The 26,138-nt window shown below is 72.0% G+C and carries 19 protein-coding genes and 1 pseudogene; 10 read left to right on the top strand and 10 right to left on the bottom strand.

All coding sequences use genetic code 11. The features are described 5' to 3' along the window. The first annotated feature begins 22 nt into the window (after positions 1–22). Together AHOG_RS03940 and AHOG_RS03935 are read left to right on the top strand one after the other, a co-directional pair. Positions 23–508: a trypsin-like serine protease gene (locus AHOG_RS03940; protein ID WP_093940141.1), complete on the top strand. Its 486-nt coding sequence runs from the start codon at positions 23–25 to the stop codon at positions 506–508. A 430-nt stretch (positions 509–938) separates the two neighbouring features. After that, on the top strand, positions 939–1,805 hold the full coding sequence (locus AHOG_RS03935) for a S1 family peptidase (protein ID WP_157736617.1): 867 nt from the start codon (positions 939–941) through the stop codon (positions 1,803–1,805). A 45-nt stretch (positions 1,806–1,850) separates the two neighbouring features. Here AHOG_RS03935 and AHOG_RS03930 read toward each other — a convergent pair whose 3' ends face one another. Further along, the gene (locus AHOG_RS03930; protein ID WP_093940139.1) at positions 1,851–2,837 is read right to left on the bottom strand and encodes an NAD(P)/FAD-dependent oxidoreductase; all 987 of its coding nucleotides are present in this window, start codon (positions 2,835–2,837) and stop codon (positions 1,851–1,853) included. Positions 2,838–2,947: 110 nt separating this feature from the next. Between AHOG_RS03930 and AHOG_RS03925 the strand changes: the two genes are divergently transcribed. After that, positions 2,948–4,372, top strand: a complete 1,425-nt coding sequence (locus AHOG_RS03925) for a class II fumarate hydratase (protein ID WP_093940138.1) — start codon at positions 2,948–2,950, stop codon at positions 4,370–4,372. 85 nt (positions 4,373–4,457) lie between these two features. On the opposite strand, the gene AHOG_RS03920 is transcribed toward AHOG_RS03925, so the two are convergent. Together AHOG_RS03920 and AHOG_RS03915 are read right to left on the bottom strand one after the other, a co-directional pair. After that, positions 4,458–5,582: a glycerophosphodiester phosphodiesterase gene (locus AHOG_RS03920; RefSeq protein ID WP_093940137.1), complete on the bottom strand. Its 1,125-nt coding sequence runs from the start codon at positions 5,580–5,582 to the stop codon at positions 4,458–4,460. A gap of 350 nt (positions 5,583–5,932) precedes the next feature. Beyond that, positions 5,933–7,225 carry a DMT family transporter gene (locus AHOG_RS03915; RefSeq protein WP_093940136.1) on the bottom strand — a complete coding sequence of 431 codons (1,293 nt, stop codon included), beginning with the start codon at positions 7,223–7,225 and terminating at the stop codon, positions 5,933–5,935. A gap of 46 nt (positions 7,226–7,271) precedes the next feature. On the opposite strand from AHOG_RS03915, the gene pdxR reads away from it, so the two are divergent. The 3 genes from pdxR (at position 7,272) to AHOG_RS03900 (ending at position 10,606) form a co-directional block, all read left to right on the top strand. Then, positions 7,272–8,786, top strand: a complete 1,515-nt coding sequence (pdxR, locus tag AHOG_RS03910) for a MocR-like pyridoxine biosynthesis transcription factor PdxR (protein ID WP_093940135.1) — start codon at positions 7,272–7,274, stop codon at positions 8,784–8,786. Further along, on the top strand, positions 8,747–10,186 hold the full coding sequence (locus tag AHOG_RS03905) for a GuaB1 family IMP dehydrogenase-related protein (RefSeq protein ID WP_093940134.1): 1,440 nt from the start codon (positions 8,747–8,749) through the stop codon (positions 10,184–10,186). The genes pdxR and AHOG_RS03905 overlap by 40 nt, the downstream gene beginning before the upstream one ends. A gap of 135 nt (positions 10,187–10,321) precedes the next feature. Beyond that, a complete protein-coding gene (locus AHOG_RS03900; RefSeq protein WP_281258072.1) occupies positions 10,322–10,606 on the top strand; it encodes a phage portal protein in 285 nt (94 codons plus the stop codon). A 267-nt stretch (positions 10,607–10,873) separates the two neighbouring features. Here the strand turns inward: AHOG_RS03900 and phoH2 are convergent, their stop codons facing one another. Next, positions 10,874–12,241 carry an RNA 5'-3' helicase PhoH2 gene (phoH2, locus tag AHOG_RS03895; protein WP_376700063.1) on the bottom strand — a complete coding sequence of 456 codons (1,368 nt, stop codon included), beginning with the start codon at positions 12,239–12,241 and terminating at the stop codon, positions 10,874–10,876. A 469-nt stretch (positions 12,242–12,710) separates the two neighbouring features. After that, entirely contained in the window at positions 12,711–13,955 is a 1,245-nt protein-coding gene (locus AHOG_RS03890) for a DUF885 domain-containing protein (protein ID WP_093940131.1), read from the bottom strand. A 581-nt stretch (positions 13,956–14,536) separates the two neighbouring features. On the opposite strand from AHOG_RS03890, the gene AHOG_RS03885 reads away from it, so the two are divergent. After that, positions 14,537–14,797, top strand: a complete 261-nt coding sequence (locus AHOG_RS03885; protein WP_169725806.1) for a hypothetical protein — start codon at positions 14,537–14,539, stop codon at positions 14,795–14,797. A 362-nt stretch (positions 14,798–15,159) separates the two neighbouring features. Then, the gene (gene trhA, locus AHOG_RS03880; RefSeq protein ID WP_184451004.1) at positions 15,160–15,813 is read left to right on the top strand and encodes a PAQR family membrane homeostasis protein TrhA; all 654 of its coding nucleotides are present in this window, start codon (positions 15,160–15,162) and stop codon (positions 15,811–15,813) included. Between the two features lie 172 nt (positions 15,814–15,985). Here the strand turns inward: trhA and AHOG_RS03875 are convergent, their stop codons facing one another. Then, positions 15,986–16,585 (bottom strand): hypothetical protein, encoded by a 600-nt coding sequence (locus AHOG_RS03875; RefSeq protein ID WP_169725805.1) that lies wholly within the window; start codon positions 16,583–16,585, stop codon positions 15,986–15,988. Positions 16,586–16,670: 85 nt separating this feature from the next. Continuing rightward, positions 16,671–18,773 (bottom strand): thioredoxin domain-containing protein, encoded by a 2,103-nt coding sequence (locus AHOG_RS03870; RefSeq protein WP_093940130.1) that lies wholly within the window; start codon positions 18,771–18,773, stop codon positions 16,671–16,673. Positions 18,774–19,004: 231 nt separating this feature from the next. On the opposite strand from AHOG_RS03870, the gene AHOG_RS03865 reads away from it, so the two are divergent. Next, a complete protein-coding gene (locus AHOG_RS03865) occupies positions 19,005–19,571 on the top strand; it encodes a Uma2 family endonuclease (protein ID WP_093940129.1) in 567 nt (188 codons plus the stop codon). Between the two features lie 182 nt (positions 19,572–19,753). Here the strand turns inward: AHOG_RS03865 and AHOG_RS28245 are convergent. Beyond that, a pseudogene (locus tag AHOG_RS28245) lies at positions 19,754–19,900 on the bottom strand (DUF255 domain-containing protein); the annotation flags it as partial. A gap of 242 nt (positions 19,901–20,142) precedes the next feature. Here AHOG_RS28245 and AHOG_RS03850 point away from each other — a divergent pair. Beyond that, entirely contained in the window at positions 20,143–21,021 is an 879-nt protein-coding gene (locus AHOG_RS03850; protein WP_169725804.1) for a spermidine synthase, read from the top strand. 926 nt (positions 21,022–21,947) lie between these two features. Here AHOG_RS03850 and AHOG_RS03845 read toward each other — a convergent pair. Then, a complete protein-coding gene (locus AHOG_RS03845) occupies positions 21,948–24,533 on the bottom strand; it encodes a polynucleotide kinase-phosphatase (RefSeq protein WP_093940125.1) in 2,586 nt (861 codons plus the stop codon). Next, on the bottom strand, positions 24,530–26,002 hold the full coding sequence (locus AHOG_RS03840) for a 3' terminal RNA ribose 2'-O-methyltransferase Hen1 (RefSeq protein ID WP_093940124.1): 1,473 nt from the start codon (positions 26,000–26,002) through the stop codon (positions 24,530–24,532). The genes AHOG_RS03845 and AHOG_RS03840 overlap by 4 nt, the downstream gene beginning before the upstream one ends. Positions 26,003–26,138: the final 136 nt, after the last annotated feature.

The following is a 26,138-nucleotide window of genomic DNA, read 5'->3' as shown; positions in this document are numbered from 1 at the left end:
TTCGCCCACGAGAAGAGGTTTCATGCGACTCCGAAAGTCCATCGCGGCGCTGTTCGCCGCCGCCGTCGCCCCCGTCCTGATCGCCACGGCGGGACCGGCGGCGGCGACCGAGGAGATCCGCCTCGACATGGACATCGCGCTGCTCCGCTTGGAGAGCCCGGTACCCGGCGCCCAGCCCATCGCCTTCCAGGCCCGGCGCCCCGCCGACGACCAGTACGGCCTCCTGCTCGGATGGGGCCGGCGGTGCGCGGAGCCCGGCGGCTGCGGCCAGGCCGACATCCTCCAAGAGCTGGACACCCTCATCGACGATCGGATGGACTGTGCGTACGGATTCAACGCCGAGACCGAACCGTGCCACCTGTCGGCCGAGGGCACCGGCCCGTGCTACGGCGACTCCGGCGGCCCGCTGCTGGCAGAGTGGGGCGGCTTCACCTACCTGGCGGGAGTCACGGCCCGCATCGGTTACCTCGGTGAGGACGGCGGCGCGCCCGCCTGTGCTCAGGCGTGACGATCGCGACCGACGTCGGCGCGCACTACAGCTGGATCCAGTCGCACCTCCGCGTCCGACCTCCGGATGCCCGTCGCGTGACGGCCGCCGTGCTCCGGTGGTCGTCACGCCTCGGTCGCGCGACGGCGGGGTGTGGGCAGCCCGCCGGAAACGGAGCCGCGGCGATCAGGGCATCGGCCGGTCGCGGCGTGATCTCATTCGCGCGGACCGCGTTCCCGTCGACGCGCACCGGGCGTGGTCGCCGGAATCACCGGCCCGCTCGCCGACGAGGCCTGGGACGAGGATGCCGGACATGGCGGTTCCCGGCCGAGGACGGACGGCACCCCGGCCCCGGGCCGCAGTATCAGGCTCCACCCGATTGCGACGCCAACCAGATATTTACCGACCTCTTCGACGCTGGGCGCACCGTTCGCCCACGAGAAGAGGTTTCATGCGACTCCGAAAGTCCATCGCGGCGCTGTTCGCCGCCGCCGTCGCCCCCGTCCTGATCGCCACGGCGGGACCGGCCGCGGCATCCGAGGACGTGGACACGAGTGGTACGCCGGTCGCCGAGGCCGACACGCTGATCTCGGATGCGGACCGCGTCGAGACGATGGTCGTCGGGGGTCGGGACGCGACCCAGGACTACCCGTTCATCGCGACGCTGATCCGCCCCGACGGCTCCCTCGGCTGCAGCGGCAGCCTCATCGACGAGGAATGGGTCGTGACGGCGGCGCACTGCGTCTACGGCGGCAGGGCCGACGGCAACAGCCTGCGCGTGGGCAGCATCAACGGCCACGAGGGCGGCACCGTCGTCGACTTCACCGAGATCGTCATCCACCCGGACTACGACGACTCCGAGGTCACCCGGATCGACATGGACATCGCGCTGCTCCGTCTGGAGAGCCCGGTGCCCGACGCTCAGCCCATCACGCTGCAGGCGCGTCGTCCCGCCGACGACCAGTACGGCCTCCTGCTCGGCTGGGGCCAGCAGTGTGCGGAGCCCGGCGGCTGCGGCCAGGCCGACATCCTCCAGGAGCTCGACGTCCTGATCGACAACCGTCTCGGCTGTGAGAGCGGCTTCAACTCCGAGACCGAGCTGTGCCACGTGGCGGCCCACGGCACCGGCCCGTGCTACGGCGACTCCGGCGGCCCGGTGCTGGCGGAGCGGAGCGGCTTCACCTACCTGGCGGGCCTCACCGCGCGGATGGGTTACCCCGGCGTGGACGGCGCCTCGCCGATCTGCGGCCAGGGCGTGACGATCGCGACCGACGTCAGCGCGCACTACAGCTGGATCCAGTCGCACATCCGCGTCTGATCCGCACCTGAGTCCGGCGTGACGGCCGCCTTGTGTCGGCGGCCGTCACGCCTGCGTGGAATGACCGGGAAAGAGGTGTGCGGCGGGATCGAGCGCGACGGCGATGTTGTTGACCGCCGTGGCGGCCTCGCCGAATCCGGTGGCGATCAGCCGGACCTTCCCCGGATAGGAGGTGACGTCCCCGGCCGCGTAGATCAGTTCCCTCGACGTCCGCATGGTGCTGTCGACGGGAATGGTCCGCTGTGCGACGTCGATCCCCCAGCTCTCGATGGGACCGAGGTCCGCGACGAATCCCAGCGCGGCGATCACCCGTTGGGCGGGCAGGGTCCTGATCTCACCGTCGGCGAACCGGATCACCACCTCGCTGAGCCCGGCGGGTCCGTCGACCAGTTCGGCGACCTCCGCGTCGGTGATGATCGACACACCCCGTTCCCGGACGTCCCGCACCATCGCCGGATGAGCGCGGAAGCGAGCGCGCCGGTGGACCAGGGTGACGCTGCGGGCCAGGGGATGCAGCGCCGCCGCCCAGTCGAACGCCGAGTCCCCGCCGCCGACCACGACGACGTCCTCGCCCTCGTGTGTCCTGGGCTGCGGCACGAAGTGCAGCACCGAGCCGCCCACCCGCTCCCCGGCGCCCGGCAGCGGCCGAGGTCGGAACTCGCCGAGGCCTGCCGTGATCAGCACGGCCCGCGCGTCGATCAGCACCCCGTCGGCAAGCCCCATGCGAAGTCGACCGTCCGGCAGCGTGAGCAGCGTGCGTGCCTGCCTGCCGAGCAGCCAGGTCGGGGCGCCCGAGTCGGCCTGGGCCACGAGCGACGCCACCAGATCACGGCCTCGGACGGCGGGGAGGCCCGCGACATCGAAGATCATCTTCTCGGGGTACATCGCCGTGATCTGTCCACCCGCCTCGGGCAGCGCGTCCACGATCGCCACCGACAGTCCGCGGAATCCCGCGTAGTACGCGGCGAAGAGCCCGGCGGGCCCCGCGCCGAGCACCAGCAGATCGACCTCGTGGCCGTCATCCGCCGCCATCGCCGCTCCGCTCCGCGCCGGCCCCCGGCACTGTGGTGTGGGCTACATCCAGGCTATGTGTCGGACGTCGCGGTGCCCACCGATGCACCCAACCGGTACAAACAGGAGCCATGACAGAGCAGCAGAGTGGCGCTCCGGCCGACGGCGGCGAGTTCCGCATCGAACACGACACCATGGGCGAGGTCCGGGTGCCCGCCGAGGCCCTGTGGCGGGCACAGACCCAGCGGGCCGTGGAGAACTTCCCCATCTCCGGTCGCGGCCTGGAACGCGCCCAGATCCGAGCGCTGGGGCTGCTCAAGGCCGCCGCGGGCCGGGTCAACGGCAGGCTCGGCGTGCTCGACGCCGATCTCGCCGAGGCCATCGCCGAGGCGGCGGGCGAGGTCGCCGACGGGCTGCACGACGCACACTTCCCGATCGACGTGTTCCAGACGGGCTCCGGCACCTCGTCGAACATGAACGCCAACGAGGTCATCGCGACCCTCGCCACCCGGCGCGCGGGGCGTGACGTTCACCCGAACGATCACGTCAACGCCTCGCAGTCCTCGAACGACACGTTCCCGACCACCATCCGGGTCGCCGCGACCGAGGCGGTCGTCACGGACGTGATCCCCGCCCTGGAGCACCTGGCGGCGACGTTGAGCAAGCGCGCCGACGAGTGGGCGCAGGTGGTCAAGTCCGGCCGCACCCACCTCATGGACGCCGTGCCGATCACCCTCGGTCAGGAGGCGGCGGCCTGGGCGGCCCAGGTCCGCTACGGCATCGAACGCCTGCAGAGCAGCCTGCCGCGGCTCGGTGAGCTGCCGATCGGCGGAACGGCCGTGGGCAGCGGCCTCAACGCTCCGGCCGGATTCGGCGCGGCGGTGTCGCACGAGCTGGCCTCCGTCACGGGGCTGCCGTTGACCGAGGCCCGCGATCACTTCGAGGCGCAGGCCACTCAGGACGGCGTCGTCGAGGTCTCCGGTCAGCTCAAGACCGTCGCCGTCTCGCTGTTCAAGATCGCCAACGACCTGCGCTGGCTGGGCTCGGGGCCGAGGACCGGCCTGGCCGAGCTGCGGCTGCCCGACCTCCAGCCCGGCTCCTCGATCATGCCCGGCAAGGTCAACCCGGTGATCTCCGAGGCGACCATGATGGTGGTGGCGCAGGTGATCGGCAACGACTCCGCCGTGACCTTCGCGGGCTCGCAGGGCAACTTCCAGCTCAACGTCATGCTTCCGGTGATCGCCAGGAACGTGCTGGAGTCCTGCAGGCTGTTGGCGTCCGTGGCCCGGCTGCTGGCCGACAAGGTCGTGGCGGGCACCGAGGTCGACGAGGATCGCGCCAAGGAGTACGCGGAGTCCTCGCCGTCCGTGGTGACTCCCCTGAACCGCTACATCGGCTACGAGGAGGCGGCCTCGATCGCCAAGCAGTCCCTCAAGGAACGCAAGACGATCCGCGAGGTGGTGCTGGAGCGGGGCCACGTCGAGGCGGGCCGACTCACGCTGGAGCAGCTCGACGAGGCGCTGGACGTGCTGCGGATGACCAACAGCACGCGCTGACCGCCGTCCGCTCGGTTCGACGGCGAACGGGCCGGTCATGGTCTGCGCGGCAGATCCGACCGGCCCGTGCGCCGCGCCGACGTCCTCAGCCTCGGCCGCCGCAGTGGCCGTGGCGATAGCGCTTCGGCAGTTCGAAGCCGTGCTCGGCCGCCACGGCGCGCAGCCGTCGCGGATAGTCGGTGATGATGCCGTCCACCCCGTCGTCGATCAGCTTGTGCATCGTCGCCGTGTCGTTGATCGTCCACGGCACGACCGTCATGCCCGCCTCATGGGCCTCCTCGACGAGTTCCCTGGTCGTGAAGGGCACGTAGTCCGGATCGCCGACGCCGCCGTGCTGCGGGGTGCCGTGCACCGGGGACAACGCGCTCGCGCCGAAGGATCGGGCCGCCTGAACGGGGCTGCCGTCGAAGTCGTCGATGTCCAGGCCGCCCAGCCACGGTGACCGGCCGGGCTCGCCGACCTGCAGGAAGTTCGGCTCGGTGAGCGCGATCAGCGGCAGCCGGGGCTCGACCCGGCGCATCAGCATCAGCGCGCCCCAGTCGAAACTCTGGATCGTGGTGCGGTGCAGCATCCCGGCCCGGCGGATCTCGCGGGCGGCGACGCGGACGAACTCCTCCCGAGGCGCGGTCTCCTCCGGGGCCCCCGCCTCCACCTTGGTCTCGATGTTGAAGCGCACGTCGTGCGCCCCGCAACGGCGGACGAGCGCGAAGACCTCGCGCAGCGTCGGCATCATCTCGCCGGGTGCCGGCCGCTGCTCCGGGTAGTCCGGGTGGGTCTGCGATCCGCAATCGAGGGTGCGCACCTGAGCGAAGGTCAACGTGTGCACGTACCTTCCCGCGTAGGGGAAATCCGGATCGCCTTCGAACACCGGCGCCGTGTCACGACACCTGGCCGGGTTGATCAGTCGGTCATGGGTGACGACCTCGCGCCCGTCCGCGGTGATCTGAATGTCGAGTTCCAGCGTCGTCACGCCGATGCGCAGGGCGTTCTCGAACGCCGGCAGCGTGCCCTCCGGCAGGTAGGCCATCCCGCCGCGATGCGCCTGGATGTCGAAGTCCCCGCGATGAGGTGGCCCCGCGAGGTCGACGTCGGGAACCGCCTGCGCGGCGGGAGCGACGGGGGCCGGTGTGGCGGCGGCCTGTCCGATGCCGGAGGTGAAGAGCACCGCCCCGATCAGCAGTGATGCCGTGAACGTGGATGTCCGGACCATCGACCAGTCCCTTCGGGTCGTCCCGGCGCCGCGGGCCCGCCGCGCCTGTCTGTCTCGAGCGTGGCAGGGCCGTCCGACACGGAGATGGACGTCGGGTTAGCGGAGTACGACGTCCCTGCCGCGCGGTGCCTGCGGCGGGCAGGCCGGCGCGGCCGGACATACGTCGGAGACGGGACCGGAGATCGCCCGCCGCAGGAGCCGGTGGCGACCCGCCCGGCGCACGCGACTCGGCCTGCCGGGCATCGCTCGCCGCCGGTCCCCGCCCCGGCTGCCCTCGGCGGCCCGGCCGTGTCCTCGACCTCGCGTCGCCGCGCGTGCGCCGTCCTTCGGACCGGGAGGTGTTCGAGTCGTCAATCCTCCGATGCCGAATCCGCTTCGGCCCGGATCGGGGCCGCACCGGCGCCCGGGCGCCGACCGGTCCGGTGCCCCGGACGTCGTGCGCCCAGCCCCAGGACGCAGCCCACGGCCACCAGGCACGCGCCGAGCACCGCGGCGGCGGTGAGACCCTGCATGCCGAGCAGCACCGCCGCCGTCAGCCCCGCCACCGGCATCGCACCGATCAGCAGCGAGGCGCGATCGGCGCCGACGATCGACACACAGTGGAACCAGCAGGCGAAGGCGACGGCGGTGACCAGAACGCCCAGCACCAGCAGGGCGGCCGTCTCGGTCACCTCGGGGATCCGCCAGGTCGACGGCCCCTCGACGACCACGCTGACCAGGCCCGCGCCCACCCCGGCCAGCAGGCAGGCGTACGCCGCCGTCGCCATCGCGCCGAGCCGCCGCACGGGCCCGGCGGCGAGCAGGGTGAAGGAGGCCTCCCCCACGAGGGCGAGACCTGCCAGCAACAGCCCGGGGCCCTGCCAGGAGCCGCCGCCGGAGAGCACCGCGGCGCCCGCCACCACCAGCACCGCGCCGAGGACGACCCGGCCACCAGGTCGGCTGCCCGCCGCCAGCGGGGCGAGCACGCCGATCAGCAGCGGCGCCGCCCCGACCACGGCGGCCACCAGGCCGGGATCGGCATGCCGCTGGGCGAGCAGCACGAGGATGCTGAAGCCCACCATGCCGGTCGCGGCCACCGCCGTGAGCGCGAGAAGGTCACGGAGACCGGGGATCGGCAGGCCTGCCGTCCGGCGGCCCGGCCCCCGGACGGGGGCGACGTGCGGGGGCTCGGGACTCGCCGACGCCCCGGACGGCGGGCCGACGGACGGCGCCCGGCCGGACGACGGCCCGGCAGGGCGCAGCCGCACGGTCGACGGGGGGCCGTCATCCGACTCTCGGACGTCCGGTACCCGCGGACTCGGCGAGCGAGAAGCCGGTGTGCGAGGACGCCACGACCACCGACGCGGCCGACGGCTCGACGGCCCGTGATTCCGCGGCCCGGCGGCGACGCGCCGCGCCGTGGTCCCTTCCGCCGCCTGCCGTCCCGCCGACACCCGCTCACGTGACAGCAGCCACCCCGACAGACAGGCGGCCCCGATCAGATACCGCAGGGACTGAGCGGCGAAGAGCGGATAGTCGTCCAACAGCCCGGTGACCGGCACGGAGCCCCCGACCAGGACGATGCCCGCCAGACCCGCCGCGATCGCCACGCCGGGCGACGGGGACTGGCCGCGGGCGGGGAAGGACGGCATTCCCGACGTCATGGCAGCAGCGTCTCCGGAAAGCGGTCCAGAGATAAGGTCCACTCTCATGCCTGCGGACTGGACCACCCTGCGCGAGCTGCTGCTGCCCGAGATGTCCGAGGCGACCCGAGGACGTCGGGAGCGGACGCTGACGGAGGCCCTGCGAAACGGCATCCGCGTCGGACGACTCGCCGCCCGGACCCGGCTGCCGTCCAGCCGGGATCTCGCCGCTCAACTCCGCCTCGCCAGAGGAACCGTGACCAGCGCCTACGCCCAGCTCGTCGCCGAGGGATACCTGATCGCCGTCCGCGGGTCGGGCACCTCGGTGGCCGAGATCGTCGACCGGCGCGCCGAACCACGGGCCGCCGTCGACCCGCAGGCTCCGCCCGGGGCCTGGGACCTGCGGCCCGGGCTGCCCGCGCTCGCCGCCTTCCCCCGCACCGCCTGGGTCTCGGCGGTGCGCGCCGGACTCGCCGAGCTGCCGGACGCGGACCTCGGCTATCCCGACCCGGTCGGCCTGCACGCCCTGCGTGCGGAGTTGGCGGCCTATCTGGGACGGGTGCGCTCCGTGCACGCCGACCCGGCCGAGGTGATCGTCACCAGGGGCGCCGCCGAAGGGTTCTCACTGATGGGGGCCTGCCTGGCCGGGCGTGGACATCGAGAGATCGCCGTGGAGAACCCGGGGCACCCCGGCCAGCCTCGCCTGTTCGCGGAGGTCGGCCTGTCCGCGGTGCCGATCCCCGTCGACGAGGACGGGCTTCGCGTGGACCTGTTGGCCGAGACGACCGCGCGCGCGGTCCTGGTCACTCCGGCCCACCAGTTCCCACTCGGCGTGGCACTGGCCCCCCACCGCAGGCTGGCCCTCGTGGAGTGGGCTCGCCGGGTGAACGGGCTGATCCTGGAGGACGACTACGACGCCGAGCACCGCTACGACCGCGCCGCCATCGGGGCGATGCGCTCCTTGGCGCCCGATCACGTCGCCTACCTCGGCAGCGTGTCCAAGACGCTGGCCCCGGCCCTGCGTCTCGGCTGGCTCGTGCCGCCGCCGGACGTGCGGGCCGAGGTCGCGCGCGTCAAGCTGCTGCGTGATCTCGGCTCCAGCACCATCGACCAGGCCGCGTTGGCCCGTCTCCTCCGCGATGGCGGCTACGACCGGCATCTGCGCCGTACCCGTCGCCTCAACCGACATCGCCGGGACGCCCTGGTCGACGCGCTGACCCGCTGTCTGCCGGACTGGCGCGTGATCGGCGTGGCCGCGGGCCTGCACCTGGTGGCCGGGCTGCCCGACGGCGTCGACGACACGGAGCTGAGCGAGGCCTTGGCGCGGGCGGGGGTGACCGTTCCGCCACTGACCGACTATCTGCGCGATCCGACGAGAGCGGCCCCGTTCGCCGGTCTGGTCCTCGGCTACGCGGGCCTGACCCCGGACCGGCTGCGTGCGGCGGTGCGGGTCGCCGCGACCGTCTACCGGGGCCGGGCCACGCAGGCGCAGGCGGCCCGCGACGCGGGCCCCGAGGCGGCGACGGCCCGTAAGCTGCCGGTGTGCAGTTCCTCGACGGACACCGCCCCGCCCATGACCTGACCTACGACGACCTCTTCCTCGTGCCACGGCGCTCCGAGGTCGAGTCCCGCTTCGACGTGGACCTGTCGACGTCGGACGGCACCGGGACGACGCTGCCGCTGGTGGTGGCGAACATGACCGCGGTCGCGGGCAGGCGGATGGCCGAGACCGTCTCGCGGCGCGGTGGTCTGGTGGTGCTGCCGCAGGACGTGGCGCCCGCGGCCGTCGCGGAGATCGTCGACTGGGTCAAACATCGGCATTCCGTGTGGGACACCGCTCTGGTGCTGCGCACCGACGACTCGGTGGCCGACGCGCTCAACCTGCTCCCCAAGCGGGCACACGGGCTGGTCGTGATCGTCGACGACGACCATCGACCGGTCGGCACCGTGGACGAGGCGGCCTGCACCGGCGTGGACCGGTTCACCCGACTCGGCGAGGTGCTCGACACCGAACTGGTCGTGGTGTCCACCGGCACCGAGCCGAGAGAGGTCTTCGACCGGCTGCACGGCAGGCAGGCGACCGCCGCGTTGTCGGTCGACGCCGACGGCCGACTCGTCGGTGTGCTGACGGGCCTCGGCGCGCTCCGCGCGGGGATCTACCAGCCTGCGCTCGACACGGCGGGCCGCCTCCGGGTCGCCGCGGCCGTCGGGGTCAACGGCGACGTGGCCGCGAAGGCGGCGGCACTACTCGAAGCCGGTGTCGACACCCTCGTCGTGGACACCGCACACGGACACCAGGAGAAGATGCTCGGCGCGCTGCGGGCGGTGCGCGCCCTGGACCCGAGGGTGCCGGTGGCGGCGGGCAACGTGGTGACCGCCGAGGGCGTCCGTGATCTCGTCGAGGCCGGGGCGGACATCGTCAAGGTCGGCGTGGGCCCGGGCGCGATGTGCACGACGCGGATGATGACCGGCGTCGGCAGGCCGCAGTTCTCCGCCGTCGCCGAATGCGCCGCCGAGGCCCGCGCCCTGGGCAGGCATGTCTGGGCGGACGGCGGCGTCCGGCATCCGCGTGACGTCGCGCTGGCCCTGGCGGCGGGCGCCGCCTCGGTGATGATCGGCTCGTGGTTCGCGGGCACCTACGAGTCTCCGGGCGATCTGCGTCGCGACGAGTCGGGCCGGGCCTACAAGGAGTCGTTCGGCATGGCGTCCAAGCGCGCCGTCGGGGCTCGTACGCGCGCCGACAGCGCGTTCGACCGCGCACGGAAGGGCCTGTTCGAGGAGGGCATCTCCAGCTCGCGAATGCTGCTCGACCCGAAGCGCCCCGGCGTCGAGGATCTGATCGACGAGATCTCCTCCGGCGTCCGCTCCGCCTGCACCTATGCGGGCGCGCACACCCTGGAGGAGTTCCACGAGCGGGCGCTGCTGGGCATCCAGTCCGCGGCGGGCTTCGCCGAGGGCCGCCCGCTGCCCGCGGGCTGGTGAGCAGGGCGCCTGCGTCGACCCGGCCGCCGCGCCTCGTCGCCGGCGGATTCCGTCCGGGTCCCCGTCGGCGTGGTTCGTCGCGTCCCCGTGTGCTGATCGAAGTCGTCGGAGCGGCTGGGTGATCGGTGGAGGCAGGTGGTCATCGGGTGGCCGCGTCTCATTGTGGACTCCCTGCACGAGCGGATGGACATCACCGGGTTCCGCCTGCCCGGTGCGGAGTCTCGGCATGAGGAGTTGTGGCGGGTCTGGCAGGTCAACGGCCTGGACGAGGGATACCAACAAGCGCACGTCGACGCGCTGGTGATGCGCCGTTCCTTCGTGATCGTCGGCAGCGACGAGAACGATCCGGCCACACCGTTGGTGACGGTGGAGTCTCCGCTTCAGGTGTTCGGGTGGTGTGCTGATCGGTTGGCGCGTTGAACGGGTGGTGCGCTGAAGGGGTGCGTGCTGAACGGACGACGTGCCTGCCCGCGCGTGCCGCCACCCGACCGTCCGGGCAACCCCGGCTCTCAACCCGCGATCTGGCTACCCACGACCCCACAGCCCGGCCACCCGCGTACCGCCGCCGGCCTGCGGGATCGCGGCGGGCCGCTCCCGCCGCAGCCGGCCGCGGCGCCGGCCTCGCCCCCGCCGCACGTGACGCCGACGCCCCGACGGGCACCGGCGTCACGACGGAAGCACTCCCGACTAGAGCGGTGACGCCTCCTCCAGCATCTCGGTCACCAGTGCCGCGATCGGCGACCGCTCCGAACGGGTGAGGGTGACGTGGGCGAACAGCGGATGGCCCTTGAGCTTCTCGATCACCGCCGCGACGCCGTCGTGCCTGCCGACCCGGAGGTTGTCCCGCTGCGCCACGTCATGGGTGAGCACCACCCGTGAGTTGGCGCCCAGCCGCGACAAGACGGTGAGCAGCACGTTGCGTTCGAGGGACTGCGCCTCGTCGACGATGACGAAGGAGTCGTGCAGCGAGCGACCTCGGATGTGGGTCAGCGGGAGGACCTCCAGCATCCCCCGATCCACCACCTCGTCGATCACGTGCTGCCCCGCCAGCGCGCCGAGGGTGTCGAACACCGCCTCGGCCCACGGCTGCATCTTCTCGCTCTCGCTGCCGGGCAGATAGCCGAGTTCCTGTCCGCCGACGGCGTAGACCGGTCGGAAGACGACCACCTTCCGATGCTGGGACCGTTCCAACACCGATTCCAGGCCGGCGCACAGCGCCAGTGCCGACTTGCCGGTGCCCGCCCGGCCGCCCAACGACACGATCCCGATCTCCGGATCGAGCAGGAGATCGAGGGCGATCCGCTGCTCGGCCGAGCGACCCCGCAGCCCGAACGCCTCGCGATCGCCGCGCACCAGTCTGATCCGCTTCTCCGCCGTCACCCTGGCCAGTGCGCTGCCCGTCCCCGAGAGCAGCCGGAGTCCCGTGTTGCACGGCAGGTCCCGCGCCTCGTCCAGATCCACGACCCCCTCCTTGAAGAGGGAGTCGATCAGCTCGTGCTCGACGTCGAGATCGGCCATACCGGTCCATCCGGACGGCGCGACGTTCTGCGCCCGGTACTCGTCGGCGACCAGGCCGACCGAGGCGGCCTTGACCCGAAGCGGCATGTCCTTGGTCACCAGGGTGACCCGCCTGCCTTCCGCGGCGAGGTTCAGCGCGCACGCGAGGATGCGTGCGTCGCCGGAGTCGGTGCGGAAGCCGGGCGGCAGGACCGAGGGATCGGTGTGGTTCAGTTCGACGTGCAGCGTGCCGCCTGCCTCCCCGACGGGGATCGGACGATCGAGCCGTCCGTGCCGAAGCCGCAGGTCGTCCAAGAGCCGCAGCGCCTCGCGGGCGAACCAGCCCAGTTCGGGATGGTGCCGCTTGCCCTCCAGCTCACTGATCACCACCAGCGGTAGGACGACGGAATGCTCGGCGAACCGGGTGGTCGCCCAGGGATCGGACAAGAGGACCGACGTGTCGAGCACGTAGGTGGCGGTGCGATCCTTCGTGCGGGTCCCGCGCGTGCGGGTGGCCCGCTTGGCGGGTTCGGCCGTCACCTCCGAGGTGTTCGACACACTGCTGGAGGTACGGCTGGCGGACCGCCTCGAAGAACGGGGTGCAGTCACGGCAACTCCCTAGCGACCACGGCGACGCGGCCGCATCTCGGTGGGCCGGGTGCGCTCGGCGACCGTTCGGATACGCCGTCGTCGTCCACGGCGGACGCCGACGGCGACCAGGCCGCCCCCTGTCCGCCCCGAACGACCGGATCGACAGGCTTGAGCGCCTGCGATCCGCTGTCGTACCCGTCAAAGCCACGACGTGAGCCTCCCGGGGCGGGCCGCCTCCGTCACGACTCGCCTCTTCGGACGCTACCTCTGGTCGTCGGCTTCCGGCACGGGCCACACAGGTGATTCGGTCGATGGACACCCGCACGCTACGTGCAGGCCGAACCAGGGCAGGAATCCGTTCGGACAGGCCCGAACAGGTGAAACAACGCACTCGTTGCGGGCACAAGCAGCCGTCGTGCGGCAGACGCCCGTTCCCTCACCACCGCCCGGCGTCGGACTCGTTCACCCGTTCGGCCGCCGCCGTCTCCGACCGGACGGACTCCGGCACCATGGCCTCGTCCAGGAGTCTCAGATATCGGGAGGCCACGGACTCGGCGGCGGGCCGCCACTCCAGCCAGCCGCGCAGCAGCCGAGCGCCCTCCACGTAGGTGGTGGTGTAGGCCCGCCACAGCGGATCGGCGAGGAACCGCAGGGACTGCCGGGCCCGGTCGTCGGAGATCAGCAGCCAGCGGCGCAGGAACGCCACGACCTCGTCCTCGTCCGCGCCCCGGTCGTGGAGCATCAGGGCCGCGTCCTGCCGCACGCCGAGCAGCCCGGCCCTGGCCGTCTCGACCCGTTCGACGAGCTCCCCCTCCATCCGCAGACCGAGGTCGGCCATGATCTCGGCCGTCCACGGACCCCAGCCGGGGCCGACGAGGGCGTGCAGTCCGAGATCGGCCAGCCCCTCGGCCATCAGGCACTGCGGCGTGTTGACCAGGAAGACGGCGTGCTCCGCGAAGCCCTGTCCGCCGAGCAGGCCCGCCTCCTTCCGACAGTGCTCGGTGTGGTGCCCCGGGTAGGGCTCGTGGGCCACCAGGTGGGCCAGGTGCGCCATCCGATGGCCCAGATCGGCGTTGATCACGACCTTCGACCGGTAGTCGCCGAGGTAGTGGTTGAAACCGCTCCACGGCTTTCCGCCGACCACCTGATACTCGACCCGTTCCCCGTCCGGGAGGCCGTAGCGGCCGCGGACCAGTTCTCGCAGCGCCTCGGAGAGCTCCACGACGCAGCCTTCGAGTCGACGCGGTGGGATCTCGTCTCGCCTGCGAAGCTCGCCGAGGCGATCGGACAGCGCCCCTCGCCCCGGCAGCAGCGCGTCCAGTTCGACGTGGGCGGCCCGATACGCGTCCTGGTCGCCGGGCGCGATCCTGACCTGGAAACACGCCTCCACCTCGTCGACGAATCCGACGGGTTCTCCCGCCAGTCGACGCGCGGAGCATTCGAGGGCGGTGAGCTGGGCGGCGAGGAATCGGATGCGGCTCTCCGCGAGACCTGCCGAGGACAGTTCGGCGCGTAGCCGGGCCGCCTGTACGGCGAGCACGCCGGGCACGGGCCTCGGCTCGTCGTCGACCTGACGCCGAAGCCGAGGATCACCGGTGTAGGCGTCGACGAATCCCTCGACCAGCCGGTCGAAGCGCAGCCCGAGAAGCAGGTACTCCCGCACGAGCCGACTCGCGTCCATGGACCGGAGAGCCTACGGTCCGGTGGGCCGCTTCCACGAGACAGGCCTTATACCAAAGTCATCACGGTGCCGCAGATCTCGGCCATTCGATCTTGACCAGCTTCGATCGACGACGTCAGGGCATCACCACGCCGACCACCTGCGCTTATCACTATCGAGTGAAACGTCACCCTCTCGCGAATATGCACTCTAATGAGTTCACCCCTTCGCGTGATCTTCGCCGTCGCCAGAATCGGGTTTCACACAATAGTGTGACTCGGTTTCCCATTCCCGGAAAGCACCTAGTAGCTTTCGTCCTCGACAGACAACACCGGTCTCACGGCTTGACTGTGAAATCGGACCCCGAAACCGGTCGCCGCGAGTAGCTCGGAGACCGAAAACGCCTGTCACGGATCTCAGAGCGGGTGTGACCCGCCGGTTTCCAACGGCGGGAACCCCGCATCGCCGGTCACGGCGATCCTGGCGGGGACTGCGGAATCGCGAGGTTCCGCCGCCCGAGTCGTCTTATCGACACTCGGGTGACGGTGCACCGGGAATCTCGAGTCTCTCGACCATCACGATTACGAGGAGAGTGAATCCAAGTGCTGAAGAAGGCAGGCGCTGTCGCCGCTGCTGCAGCCGGACTGCTGATGCTGGCTCCGGCCGCTCACGCGGGCAGCTACGACAACGACGGCATCAACATTCTCAACGACAACCAGCTCAGCGTGCTGCCGATCCAGCTGTGCGGCAACAACATCGCGATCCTGGGTGTGATCGTTCCGATCGCCTCGCCGCAGATCAGCGACTGCGTCAACGCTCCGCTGACCAGCGACGTGGGCAACCAGACCTACATCGACGACTGAGTCGTCGCCGTACGGGGCGTCGGGCCCGCGGGCCCGGCGCCCCGTCGTCGTGTACACCGGAGCTCCGCCTCGCCCCCCGCCTCGATGAGCGGCTCGTCACCGCCGTTCGTCCCGAAGGCAGCAGGCTCGACGCACTCACACGTCCGCTCCACCGCCGGTCCACGTCCGGTCGACCGCCGCATGCGGCGATCAGCACGGGCCGAGGAGCCGTCGAACAGATCGCGAGCCCCGCGGGCATCCGTTGAGCCTCCTGCGACGATCCACTCGCCCGTCGGCGATCGCAGCCGCAGGCGTGGCGCCGCCCACACGCTACCGCCGCGTAACCTACGGTCCCGTAACCTGAGGCCGTGACCGCATCGACCATGCCGAAGCCCCTGGTGAAGCCTCGGATGCGCGGCTGGATTCACTTCTGGTCCTTCTTTACCGCCCTGCTCGCGGGTGGCACGCTGATCGTGATGGCCGCGACGACGGTCTCCGGGCGTGCGGCGGCATCGGTGACCGTCTACGTGTTGACGGTCCTCGGCCTGTTCGGCGTCAGCGCCCTGTATCACCGCCGTCACTGGGCGAGCGCGTCGAGCAGGGCCTGGATGAAACGTCTCGATCACTCGATGATCTTCCTGTTCATCGCGGGCACCTACACGCCGTTCGCCTTCCTGGCGTTGTCCCCCGACACCGGGATCGTCGTGCTGTCGGTGATCTGGGGCGGCGCGGCGGCGGGCGTCGCCCTGAAGCTGCTGTGGCCGCACGCGCCCCGGTGGGTGGGCGTGCCCATCTACATCGGGCTGGGCTGGGTCGCCGTGTTCGTCATGCCCGAGATCGGTTCGAACGCCGGGATCGCGGCGCTCGTGCTGCTGATCGTCGGCGGCGTGTTCTACACGGTCGGCGCGGTGTTCTACGCGACGCGCTGGCCGGACCCCTGGCCGTCGGTCTTCGGCTATCACGAGTTCTTCCATGCGACGACGGTGGTCGCGGCCCTCTGCCACTACGTGGCGATCTGGCTGGTGCTGTACGCCTGATCGACCGCGACAGGCCGTCGGTCGCCTACGCGCGGCAGACACCGATCCGATCCGTTCTGTACCGACGGCGACGCTCCGGCCCGCGGCATGGGCGGTGATCGCCCGCGGGTCCGTGCCCGGACCCGGCCGCGGCGTGGGGACGGCGGCCGCCCCACGCGTCCCCACGCCGTGATCAGCCGAGATCCGGCCCCTGAGAGCGGAGCTTCTCGACCTCCGCCATGGCCTCACGCAGCTCGCCGAGCCACTCGTCGGCATGCTCGCCGACCAGCCGCACCGCCCAGGCCAGCGCCTCGGAGCGGGAGCGGGCGACTCCGGCGTCGACCAGGGTGTCCAGCACCAGCCGCTCCGACTGGCGCAGCCGGGTCATCACCGGCACCGAGACGGTCGTGAACTGCTCCTCGGTGCCGCCGAGGCGGGCGCCCCACGCGACCTTGCGGCCGTAGCGGTGTTCGGCCTGCCGGGCGATCTCGATGCGATCCTCCCTCGTCTGCTCACGAAACCGGGCGATCCGGCCCGACTCCGCGGCACCGCGTGCCGCATCGTCCGAGAACTCCTCCTCCAGCGCGGGCAGCTCGCCGATCAGCAGGATCTCCTCGCGGTCGATCGTGAGCGCGGGCGCCCCGACGAACCAGCCGTCGGGAAGCCTGCCCGCGAACCAGGCCGCCGCGTCCGAGGTCGACGGCAGCTCGGCCTGCTGCCACCCGCCGCGGCCGCGCCCCGAGCGATGGCCGGGGCCGCCGCCCCTACCGTGCGGGGCGCGCCCTACGGCCATGAAACGTGCGTACATACCAACCCCCGTTACTCGAATTACTTGATTACACCTCTACTAACGTGCGGGTCGGTCACCGTGTTCCCGATCAACGGGTGAGGGCGGCACTGAGTTCGTCGGCGCGCGTCATCGGCAGGTCACAGACGTAGCCCCGACACAGGAACACCGCTGAGGCGCCGTCGACGGGTCCGCGGCCCGCGAGCAGCGGGACGCCGGGGTCGTCGCCCCGCCCGGCCACCACCACCGTGCCGCCGGGCGCCAGCGAGCGGGCGATCGACACCAGCTCCGCGCCCCGATCGTCCGCAGGGGCGACGGCCACCGCGATCTGCAACGGACCCGCGATGAGAGCCTCGGCGACCGTGAGCCAGTGCCCCGCGAACCGCGGGCTGCGGGCGACGAGCACCCCGGCCCTGGCCATCGCCTGTTCCGCCGCGGCCCGGTAGGCGCCGGACCGAGCCGGGTCGGTCAGCACCGAGGCGGTCACCAGGGCCTCCGCCACCGACGACGCACCCGAGGGACTCGCGTTGTCGCCGGGGTCCGACGGCCTGCGCACCAGGCTCTCCGCATCGTCGGCGGTGTCGTGGAAGAGCCCCGCGACCTCCGGATCGGCGAAGCGTGCCAAGGCCACGTCGAGCAGGGCCTCGGCCTCGGTCAGCCGGAGAGCGGCGCCGGTGGCCTGATGCAGGGCCAGCAGTCCCTGGGCCAGGCAGCCGTAATCCTCCAGCACTGCCCTGGCGCCGCCCGCCGTCCCGTCTCGCGAGCTGCGCAGCAGCCTGCCGTCGACCACATGCAGTCGCAGGAGCAGGTCGGCGGCCTCGTCGGCGGCCCGCACCCACTCGGGCCTGCCGAGCGCCGCGCCCGCCTCGGCCAGCGCGGTGATCGCCAGGCCGTTCCACGCGGTGACGACCTTGTCGTCCCTGGCAGGCTGCGGCCTGCGATCGCGGGCGGCCCGCAGGGCGCCCCTGATCCGCCGCCAGCGTGCCTCGGCACCGGGCTCCGCGTCCCCGGGCGGGCCCGCGTCGGCGGACCCGCCCGAGTCGGCGTTCGGGTCGGCCCCAGAGCCGGCTCCGAAGGCGGCCCCCGGGTCGGCCAGGAGACGCAGCGTCGAGCTGCCGTGCTCGAAGCTGCCCTCCGGGGTCACCGCGAGCAGTTCGGCTGCCCATCGACCGTCCGCGTCGCCCAGCACCTCGATCAGCTGATCCGGCGTCCAGACATAGGTGAGTCCCTCCACCCCGTCGGTGTCGGCGTCCAACGAGGCGGCGAACCCGCCCTCGGGCGTCCGCAGCTCGCCCAACAGGAACTCGGCCGTCTCCACCGCGACCCGGCCTGCCAGTGCCGAACCGGTGCGACGGGCCAGATGGGCGTACACCCGCAGCAGGAGCGCGTTGTCGTAGAGCATCTTCTCGAAGTGCGGCACGACCCAGCCCGCGTCCACGCTGTAACGAGCGAATCCGCCCGCGAGCTGGTCGTACAGGCCGCCACGCGCCATCGCGGCGCAGGTCCGCTCGACGAGGCGCAGCGCATCGGGGTCGTCGGTGCGCTCATGATGCCGCAGCAGGAACTCCAGGACCATCGACGGCGGGAACTTCGGCGCGCCGCCGAAGCCGCCGTGGGCGCCGTCGAAGGACGACGTCAGGGCGGCCACCGCCGCCACGACGGTGCTCTCGTCGACCGCGGCGGCCGGCAGCGGCGCGGTCTGCTCGGCCAGCCCCGCCACGATCCGCCTCGCCGCCTCGCGCACCTCCCCGCGCCGCTCCTGCCAGGCCGCCGCCACAGCGTCGACGAGCTGCGGGAACGAGGGCAGGCCCGGATGCGGTGTCGGCGGGTAGTAGGTGCCGCAGTGGAAGGGCTCGCCCTCCGGAGTGAGAAAGCAGGTCATCGGCCAGCCGCCGCTGCCGGTCATCGCCTGCGTCGCCGTCATGTAGACGGCGTCGACGTCCGGCCGTTCCTCGCGGTCGACCTTGACGTTGACGAAGTTCTCGTTCATCACCGCCGCGACCGCCTCGTCCTCGAAGGACTCGTGCGCCATGACGTGACACCAGTGGCACGCAGAGTAACCGACCGACAGCAGAACGGGCACATCGCGCCGTTTCGCTTCCTCGAATGCCTCGGGTCCCCACGGCCACCAGTCGACCGGGTTGTCGGCATGCTGAAGCAGATAAGGCGAGGTCACACCAGCCAACCGGTTCATACGACCCAGCCTCTCACGCCGACACGGTCCTGCCGGTTCGGCCCGCAAGCCCCCGCCCTACTTGGCCGATCTGCACTCATGCGCCATCACGTGGTGAATGCGGATCGCCCCTTTTGCGCCCCGGTCGCCCGGCGGACACTGAAGGCTCTACCCCGATCCAAAGCCGGTGCCCGAATGGAAGCGGGCAGTACGCTGAGTCGAGCAGCACCGCATCCTCGAAGGAGGTACTTCATGACCGCCGAGATGGTGGCGCCCGCGTGGATGCACACGCAGATCAGCGCGGAACAGTACGACTCCTGGTCCGAGGAGCAGTGCGCCGGCATCGAGATCGTGGACGGGATGGTCGTCGTGAGCCCGAGCGCCTCCAAGCGGCACAACCGGCTGGCCCGAATCCTGGCCAATGCCCTGGACGCCGCCGCGGGCCCGGACTGGAACGCCGACACGGACTTCGACGTCCGTTTGCAGGACGTTCCGCTCACCAACCGCCGTCCGGACGTCACCGTGTACCGGGCGGAGACCATCGACCTCACGCCCACCCGTCCCGAGCACGTGCTCCTGGTCGTCGAGGTCGTGTCCCCGGGGTCAGAGACCACCGACCGGATCGTGAAGGTGGACCAATACGCCAAAGCCGGCATCCCCTTCTACTGGCGCATCGAGCAGGCCGCCACCGGCGTTCCGATCGTCTACACCTACGTCCTCGACCCCGCCAACAGGGCCTACCGGGACGGCGAGGTGTTCACCGGCACCGTGAAGGCCACCGCGCCATTCCCTGTCACGGTCGACCTTGGGGCCCTGTGAGCAACGAGGAATCGTCGCTGGCGGATGGTGGCGTACTTCTCGGGCCCCCACTCTGGTGAGGCGGCCAGCTCGGCCTCCACCCAAGCGTCGATGCTTGCGTCCAGCTGCTCATCGTATGTGTCCCTGCGGTTACCTTCTGGCAACACCCCAGGGCAGGACTACCTTGTTGTGTAAGTTCACTGACACCAGTGGCAGGCGGCGTAACCGACGGAGAGCAGCACCGGCACCTCGCGCCGCGCCGCCTCCGCGAACGCCTCCTCGCCCCAGGGGTACCAGTCCACGGGATTGTCGGCATGCTGTTGCAGGTAGGGACTCGTCGCGTCAGCCAAGCGGTTCGCCGTGCGACCTACTGTGGCAGCCTGCGGCGGCGGGCCGCAGCGAAGCCGCGATCGACGTCCGCGACTCGGTCGGGCCGCGGGCGCCGTCCACAGCCGATCGGGTTCATGCCCCGGCGCGGCGATTCCGCAGGCCGCCTCGGCGGCCGAGGCAGCTCCCTCGGCCGTCAAGCCACGGCGGCGGCCGGGCCGCGGACCGGGCAGGCCCACCCGATCGGATGCCGCACACTGGGCGGATGAAGTCGGGACGAGCGGCCGCCAGAGGCCGGGCACGGTGGACGGCCGACGTCCGAAGCGCGGCGGTGACCGGCGGCGAGGCCGTGCTGCGGCCGGACTCGGACCGCCGCGACGCCTGGACGCTGCTGGTGGACGGCACTCCGCAGTCGCACGTCGACCTCGGCGACCCGAGTTACCTGCTCTTCGAGTACGTCCGACGCCTCGGGCACGTGGTGGACCTCGCGGGCCCGGTGGGCGCCGCGCTCGACGTCGTCCACCTCGGCGGCGGCGCCCTCACCCTGCCGCGTTACGTCGCCGCCACCCGGCCGGGCTCCCGCCAGCGAGTCGTGGAGTACGACGAGGCGCTCACGGAGTTCGTCCGCGCCGAACTGCCCTGGGACAAGCGGGCCCGAATCCGGGTCAGCGGCGCCGACGCACGGGAGTGGCTGTCTCGGCAGCGGCCGGACACGGCGGATCTGCTGATCGTGGACGTCTTCGCGGGGGCCCGCACACCCGCCCACCTGACCTCGGCGGAGTTCGTCGCGGCGGCGGCGGACGTGCTGCGCCCCGGCGGCGTCTTCGCGGCCAACGTGGCCGACGGCCCGCCGTTGTCCTTCGCCCGCAGGCAGGCCGCCACGCTGCGCTCGGTGTTCGGCGAGGCCCTGCTGATGGCCGAGCCCGGCCTGCTGCGCGGCAGGCGCTTCTCGAACCTGGTCCTGGTCGGCTCCGCGGCGCCGCTGCCCGTAGCCGACCTGACCCGGCGCACGGCGGGCGATCCGACGGCGGCACGAGTGGTCGAGGGCGCGGCCTTCGACGGCTTCGTCGGCACCGCCGTCGCCGTCACCGACGCCGACGCCACGGCATCGCCGCTGCCACCCTCGGGAGTCTTCGGGCGGTGAGTCAGGCCGAGAACCGGGCGGGCCCCGCCGAATCACAAGCGATCCGCGCCGCCGAGGCCCCTACTCCGTGGCTTCGGGTGTCTCGGTCCCACCAAGGTCAGCCAGACGACACGCTGCGCGGGATCCGGCGATCTCCGGCCCGACCGCCCGCGGTCGCCTCGTACTGCCCCTGGTCGGGTGCTCGGCCCTGGACGGCCCGGGTCGAGAACTCACCGCGCAGTCGATGCCGTCGGTCAGGCCGTGCTCCGGACGCGTCGGCCGAGAGGACGACCCAGGCTTCCCAGGTGTTCGACGGCGCGTCCCGACACGGCTCCTCTCACCCTTTCGCTGCTTCTGACGTGGCGAACCGGACAGGTCACCCGTCCGGGCGCCGGGGCGGTGCCGCGCGACACCACGCCTCCCCGGCACTGCTCACATCTCCATCTCATTCGGCACGGGACCGAAGTCGCCGGCCGACGGACCGGACGATCGAACGGACGGCTCGGTCCGTGTGGCCGAACACGGCGGACGACCGCGGTCGCCTTCCACTCCCGTACCGTCTGCGCGACCACCGTCCATCGGCCGACCCCGGCCGATTCCCGAGGAACTCGGCGAGAGTCCTCGACGAAGTCTTGGCCGGAATGCTCGGGAAGAACATCCGCCCCCGGAAACTCGGTAACCGCCACCCCCGCCGACGTCGACGCATCCCGTCGTGACAGCAGGCCCCATACGGGGCGGGCAGCGTCGAGCGCACCCTCCGCCCTGCTCTCGGCCCGGTCTTCTCGGGTCGGCAGCAGATCGGGTCCGACTCGTCGGCGGACCCGCACGTCGCCTTCGGCAGCCAGCCCGGCCACGGCCCCGCGATCACACCGCAACTCACCCCATCGCACGTCAGAGGCCATACCGAGGTTTCCGAACCATTTCGGAAGAAGCCGCTCTCCGCCCGCTCACAACCTCGGATCGACCGGGTCGGACTCCAGCGCCAGTACGGCGAAGGCGCACTCGTGCACCCGCCACAGCGGCTCCCCCGCCACGAGCCGGGACAGGCCCTCCAGACCGAGCGCGTACTCCCGCAGCGCCAGCGACCGTTTGGTGTCCAGCTTCCGATCCCGCAGCCGGGTGAGATTCGCGGGCTGGAGGTAGTCCGGGCCGTAGACGATCCGCAGGTACTCCCTGCCGCGCACCTTCAGCCCGGCCTGCACCAGTCGATCCTTCGCCCTGGTCAGGTTGGCGGCGGGCTTGACGACCATCCCCTCCCCGCCCTCGGCGGTCAGCGCCGTCCACCAGGCCGCGGCCGCGTCCACCGAGGCGGCATCCTCGAGATCCGCCTCGACGCGGCCGGTGGCGTGGAACGTCCCCGGCACGGCGGCCGCCAGCCGATCCGCGACGGCCAGGTGCCAGGCGTGCGGCCGGTCCTCGAAGGTGGCACCCTCGGCGGCCAACAGCTGGAACGGCGCCAGCCGGACGTCGTCAAGCCCCGTCATCGGCACGGTGTGGCGGCGGTAGACCGCCCGGAACGCCTCGGCGTCCGAGACACGCCGCCGGGTGCGGACCAGCAGGTCCGTCACGTCGGCGCCGCGCGCCGCCGCGGCGGAGAGCGTCGCGACGGCGGCGGGCAGGGCCAGTTCGGCGGCGGCGCCGACGGCGGCGAAGTCGTCCCGGATCAGCTGGTCGGCCTTGGCGTTCCAGGGCAGCAGCTCGGCGTCGAACAGCAGCCAGTCGCTCGCCCGCTCCGCCCACAGCCCCGCGGCGTCGCAGGCCAGCCGTACCCGGTCGAGCAGGCGTCGGGTGTCCGGCGGATCGAAGAAGGACCGCCCCGTCCTGGTGTAGACCGCGCCCGCGACCTCCGCCTGCTCCGTGTCGCTCATGCCGAAGCGCGTCCGCGCCGTCTCGGCGTCCCGACACACCAGGACCACGGCGCGGGAACCCATGTGCTTCTCCTCGCAGATCACCCGGCGCACCCCGGCGGCACGGTAGGCCGCGAACGCCTCGTCCGGATGTTCCAACAGGTCGGAACGGGCCGACGTGGGCGAGGGAGCCATCGTCGGCGGCAGATACGCCAGCCACCTCGGGTCGAGGGAGAACCGGCTGATCACCTCCAGCGCCGCGGCGGCCTGCTCCTCGCGAACGGTCACCCGACCGTGATGGGCGGTCTGGACGGCTCGCCTGCCCGCGACGTCCTCGATCCGCAGGACGTCGGGTTCGGACCGCCCCGGGACGGCGGCCGCGGCGGCCTCGACGGCGGCCGAGCCCGAGGACGGCGGCCGGACCGGCTCGTACCAGACCCGTTCGGCGGGCACCGAGACCAGCTCGCGTTCGGGATACCGCAGCGCGGTCAGCCTGCCGCCGAACACGCAGCCGGTGTCCAGGCAGAGCGTGTTGTTCACCCACTCCGCCCGCGAGACCGGCGTGTGCCCGTAGAGCACGGTCGCCGAACCGCGATAGTCGTCCGCCCACGGATACCGCACGGGCAGCCCGAACTCGTCGGTCTCGCCGGTGGTGTCCCCGAACAACGCGAAGCTGCGCACCCGCCCGGAGGCCCGGCCGTGATAGCGCTCCGGAAGGCCGGCGTGCGCCACCACGAGCCGCCCGCCGTCCAGCACGTAGTGCGCCACCAACGAGTCGCAGAAGCTCCGCACCCGGGCGCCGAACTCCGGCGGCTCCTCGGCGAGCTGGGCCAGCGACTCGGCGAGTCCGTGTCCGGTCGACACCCGTCGTCCCTGGAGCGCGCGCAGCAGCTTCGCCTCGTGATTGCCCGAGACGCACAGGGCGGTGCCGTCGGACACCATGCCCATCACCAGACGCAGGACGCCGGGGGTGTCCGGCCCTCGGTCGACGAGGTCGCCGACGAAGACCGCCCGCCGACCCTCGGGGTGATCGGCGCCCACCGCGCGGCCGTCGGAGTCTCGGCGGACCCGGTAGCCCAGCTCGCCGAGCAGCGCCGTCAGCTCCGACCGGCAGCCGTGCACGTCGCCGATCACGTCGAAGGGCCCGGTCTCGTCGCGACGGTCGTTGCGCAGCGGCTCCAGGACGATCTCGGCGTCGGCGACCTCCTCGGGGCTGCGCAGCACGTGCACCCGCCGGAAACCCTCCCCGGCCAGGTTCTTGATCGACCGGCGCAGCTCGGCACGGTGTCGACGCACCACGTCCGCGCCGAAGTCGCGATCCGCGCGGTCGGCGTTGCGTCGGACGCAGACGCCCTCCGGCAGGTCCAGCACGACGGCGACCGGCAGCACGTCGTGCTCCCTGGCCAGCCGCACCAGGCTCGCCCTGGCCTGCCGCCGCACGTTCGTCGCGTCGATCACCGTGAGCCGTCCGAGCGCCAGCCGGACACCTGCCACGTGATGGAGCGCCTCGAAGGCGGGCACCGTCACCGACTGATCGTTCTCGTCGTCGCCGACCATGGCGCGGAAGGCGTCGCTCGCCAGGATCTGCGACGGACGGAAGTGGGTCCTGGCGAAGGTGGACTTGCCGGAGCCGGTGGCGCCGATCAGCACCACGAGCGCGGTCCTCGGCAGTGCGAGCGTGCTCATGCCGACGCCCCCTCTCGCGCCGCGGGCTTCGCGGCGGCCACGGTCGGGCGGTCGTCCTGCCTGCTGAACACCGCGAGCTGGGTGACCGGGCCGAACTCCGGATGGATCTCCCCCACTTCGCCGAAGCGGACGCGGTATCCGTGGCGATGACAGACCTGCCGCGCCCAGGCGGCGAACTCGGCCCTGGTCCACTCGAACCGGTGATCGGCGTGGCGGAGGCCCGCGGGCGTCAGCGTGTCGAACAACGGGTTGTACTCGATGTTCGGGGTGGTCACCACGACGGTGCCCGGCCGCGCATGTCCGAAGACGGCGCGGTCGAGGGCGGGCAGCCGCTCCGGGTCGACGTGCTCGACGACCTCGACCAGGGCGGCGCCGTCGTAGCCGACGAGGTCGTCGTCCAGGTAGGTGAGAGCGGACTGCCGCAGGGCGAGCCGCTTCCGTCGGGACTCGGGGAGGCGGTCGACGCCGATCCGTCGTTCGGCGATCCGCAGCGAGCGCATCGACACGTCCACGCCGGTGACCGCCGTGAAGGCCGGGTCGGCCAGCAGATCGGCCACCAGCTCTCCGGTGCCGCAGCCCAGGTCGAGCACGCGGCCCGCGCCCGCCGCTCGAAGCGCCGCCGCCACCGCCTGCCGCCGTCGTCGCGCGTGGTCGCCGCGTCGCGGACTCCCGGCCGCGGGGCGGTCGGCGGCAGGATCGGGCGCCGGGTCCTCGGGCACCGGATCCTCGGGCACCTCGTCGGCGAGGCCGCCCAGCGCCGAGGCCACGTAGTCGCCGCGATGCGCCAGATACCGAGTGGTGATCAACCGCCGTTCGGGATGCCCGGCGAGCCAGCCCGCGCCCGCGCGCAGCAGCTTCTCGACCTCCTGCTCGGCCACCCAGTAGTGCTTGGCCGCGTCCAACACCGGCAGCAGCACGTACAGCTGGTTGAGGGCGTCACCCAGGCGCATCGAACCGGTCAGCCGCAGCCGGGCGTAGGGCGCGTCACCCCAGGCGGGCAGGTGCTCGTCCCACGGCGGCGTCGTGCTGTCGACCTGCCAGCCCAGCGGGGCGAACAGCCGCCGCGGCAGATCGGCATCGCCCCGAACGGGCAGGGCGGGGACCTCGATCTCCAGAGGCAGCACGCTCTCGGCCAGCTCCGGCCGGGCATCGCAGCGGCCCCGCATCGCGGTGCCGAAGACCGAACCCAGTGCGACCGCGAGCATCGACGAGGCGGCATAGGGCCGGTCGTTGACATAGGAGCCCAGTCCGGCGGGTCGTCCGCCGTTCCGGCCCGCCCGCCGGGCCAGGGCGATCGGGTCGACCTCCAGCAGCAGCGCCGCCGTGCAGGCCTCCTCGTCGGCCCTGGGATAGAACACGTGGGCCGAGCCCGCGGACACGGGGAAGCTCTGCACCCGGTCCGGGTGTTTGTGCAGCAGAAACCCGAGGTCCGTCGCGGGCTGGTAGGTCGTGGTCACGGTGAGCAGCACCGCGCCATCCTCGCGCAATGGACCAGGCGAGCGCAGCCGGTTATCCCCTGCCGGCGCCCGCCGCCCGTGTGCGGCCGACCTCGGCGCGACGGCCGCCGCCACTGCCGGCGCCCGGTCGGGAGCCCGCAGTGGCGGC

Source organism: Actinoalloteichus hoggarensis (genome assembly GCF_002234535.1).
Lineage (GTDB): Bacteria > Actinomycetota > Actinomycetes > Mycobacteriales > Pseudonocardiaceae > Actinoalloteichus_A > Actinoalloteichus_A hoggarensis.
The sequence above is the reverse complement of the archived record's forward strand: the minus strand, read 5'-3'. Positions and strand labels throughout refer to the sequence as shown.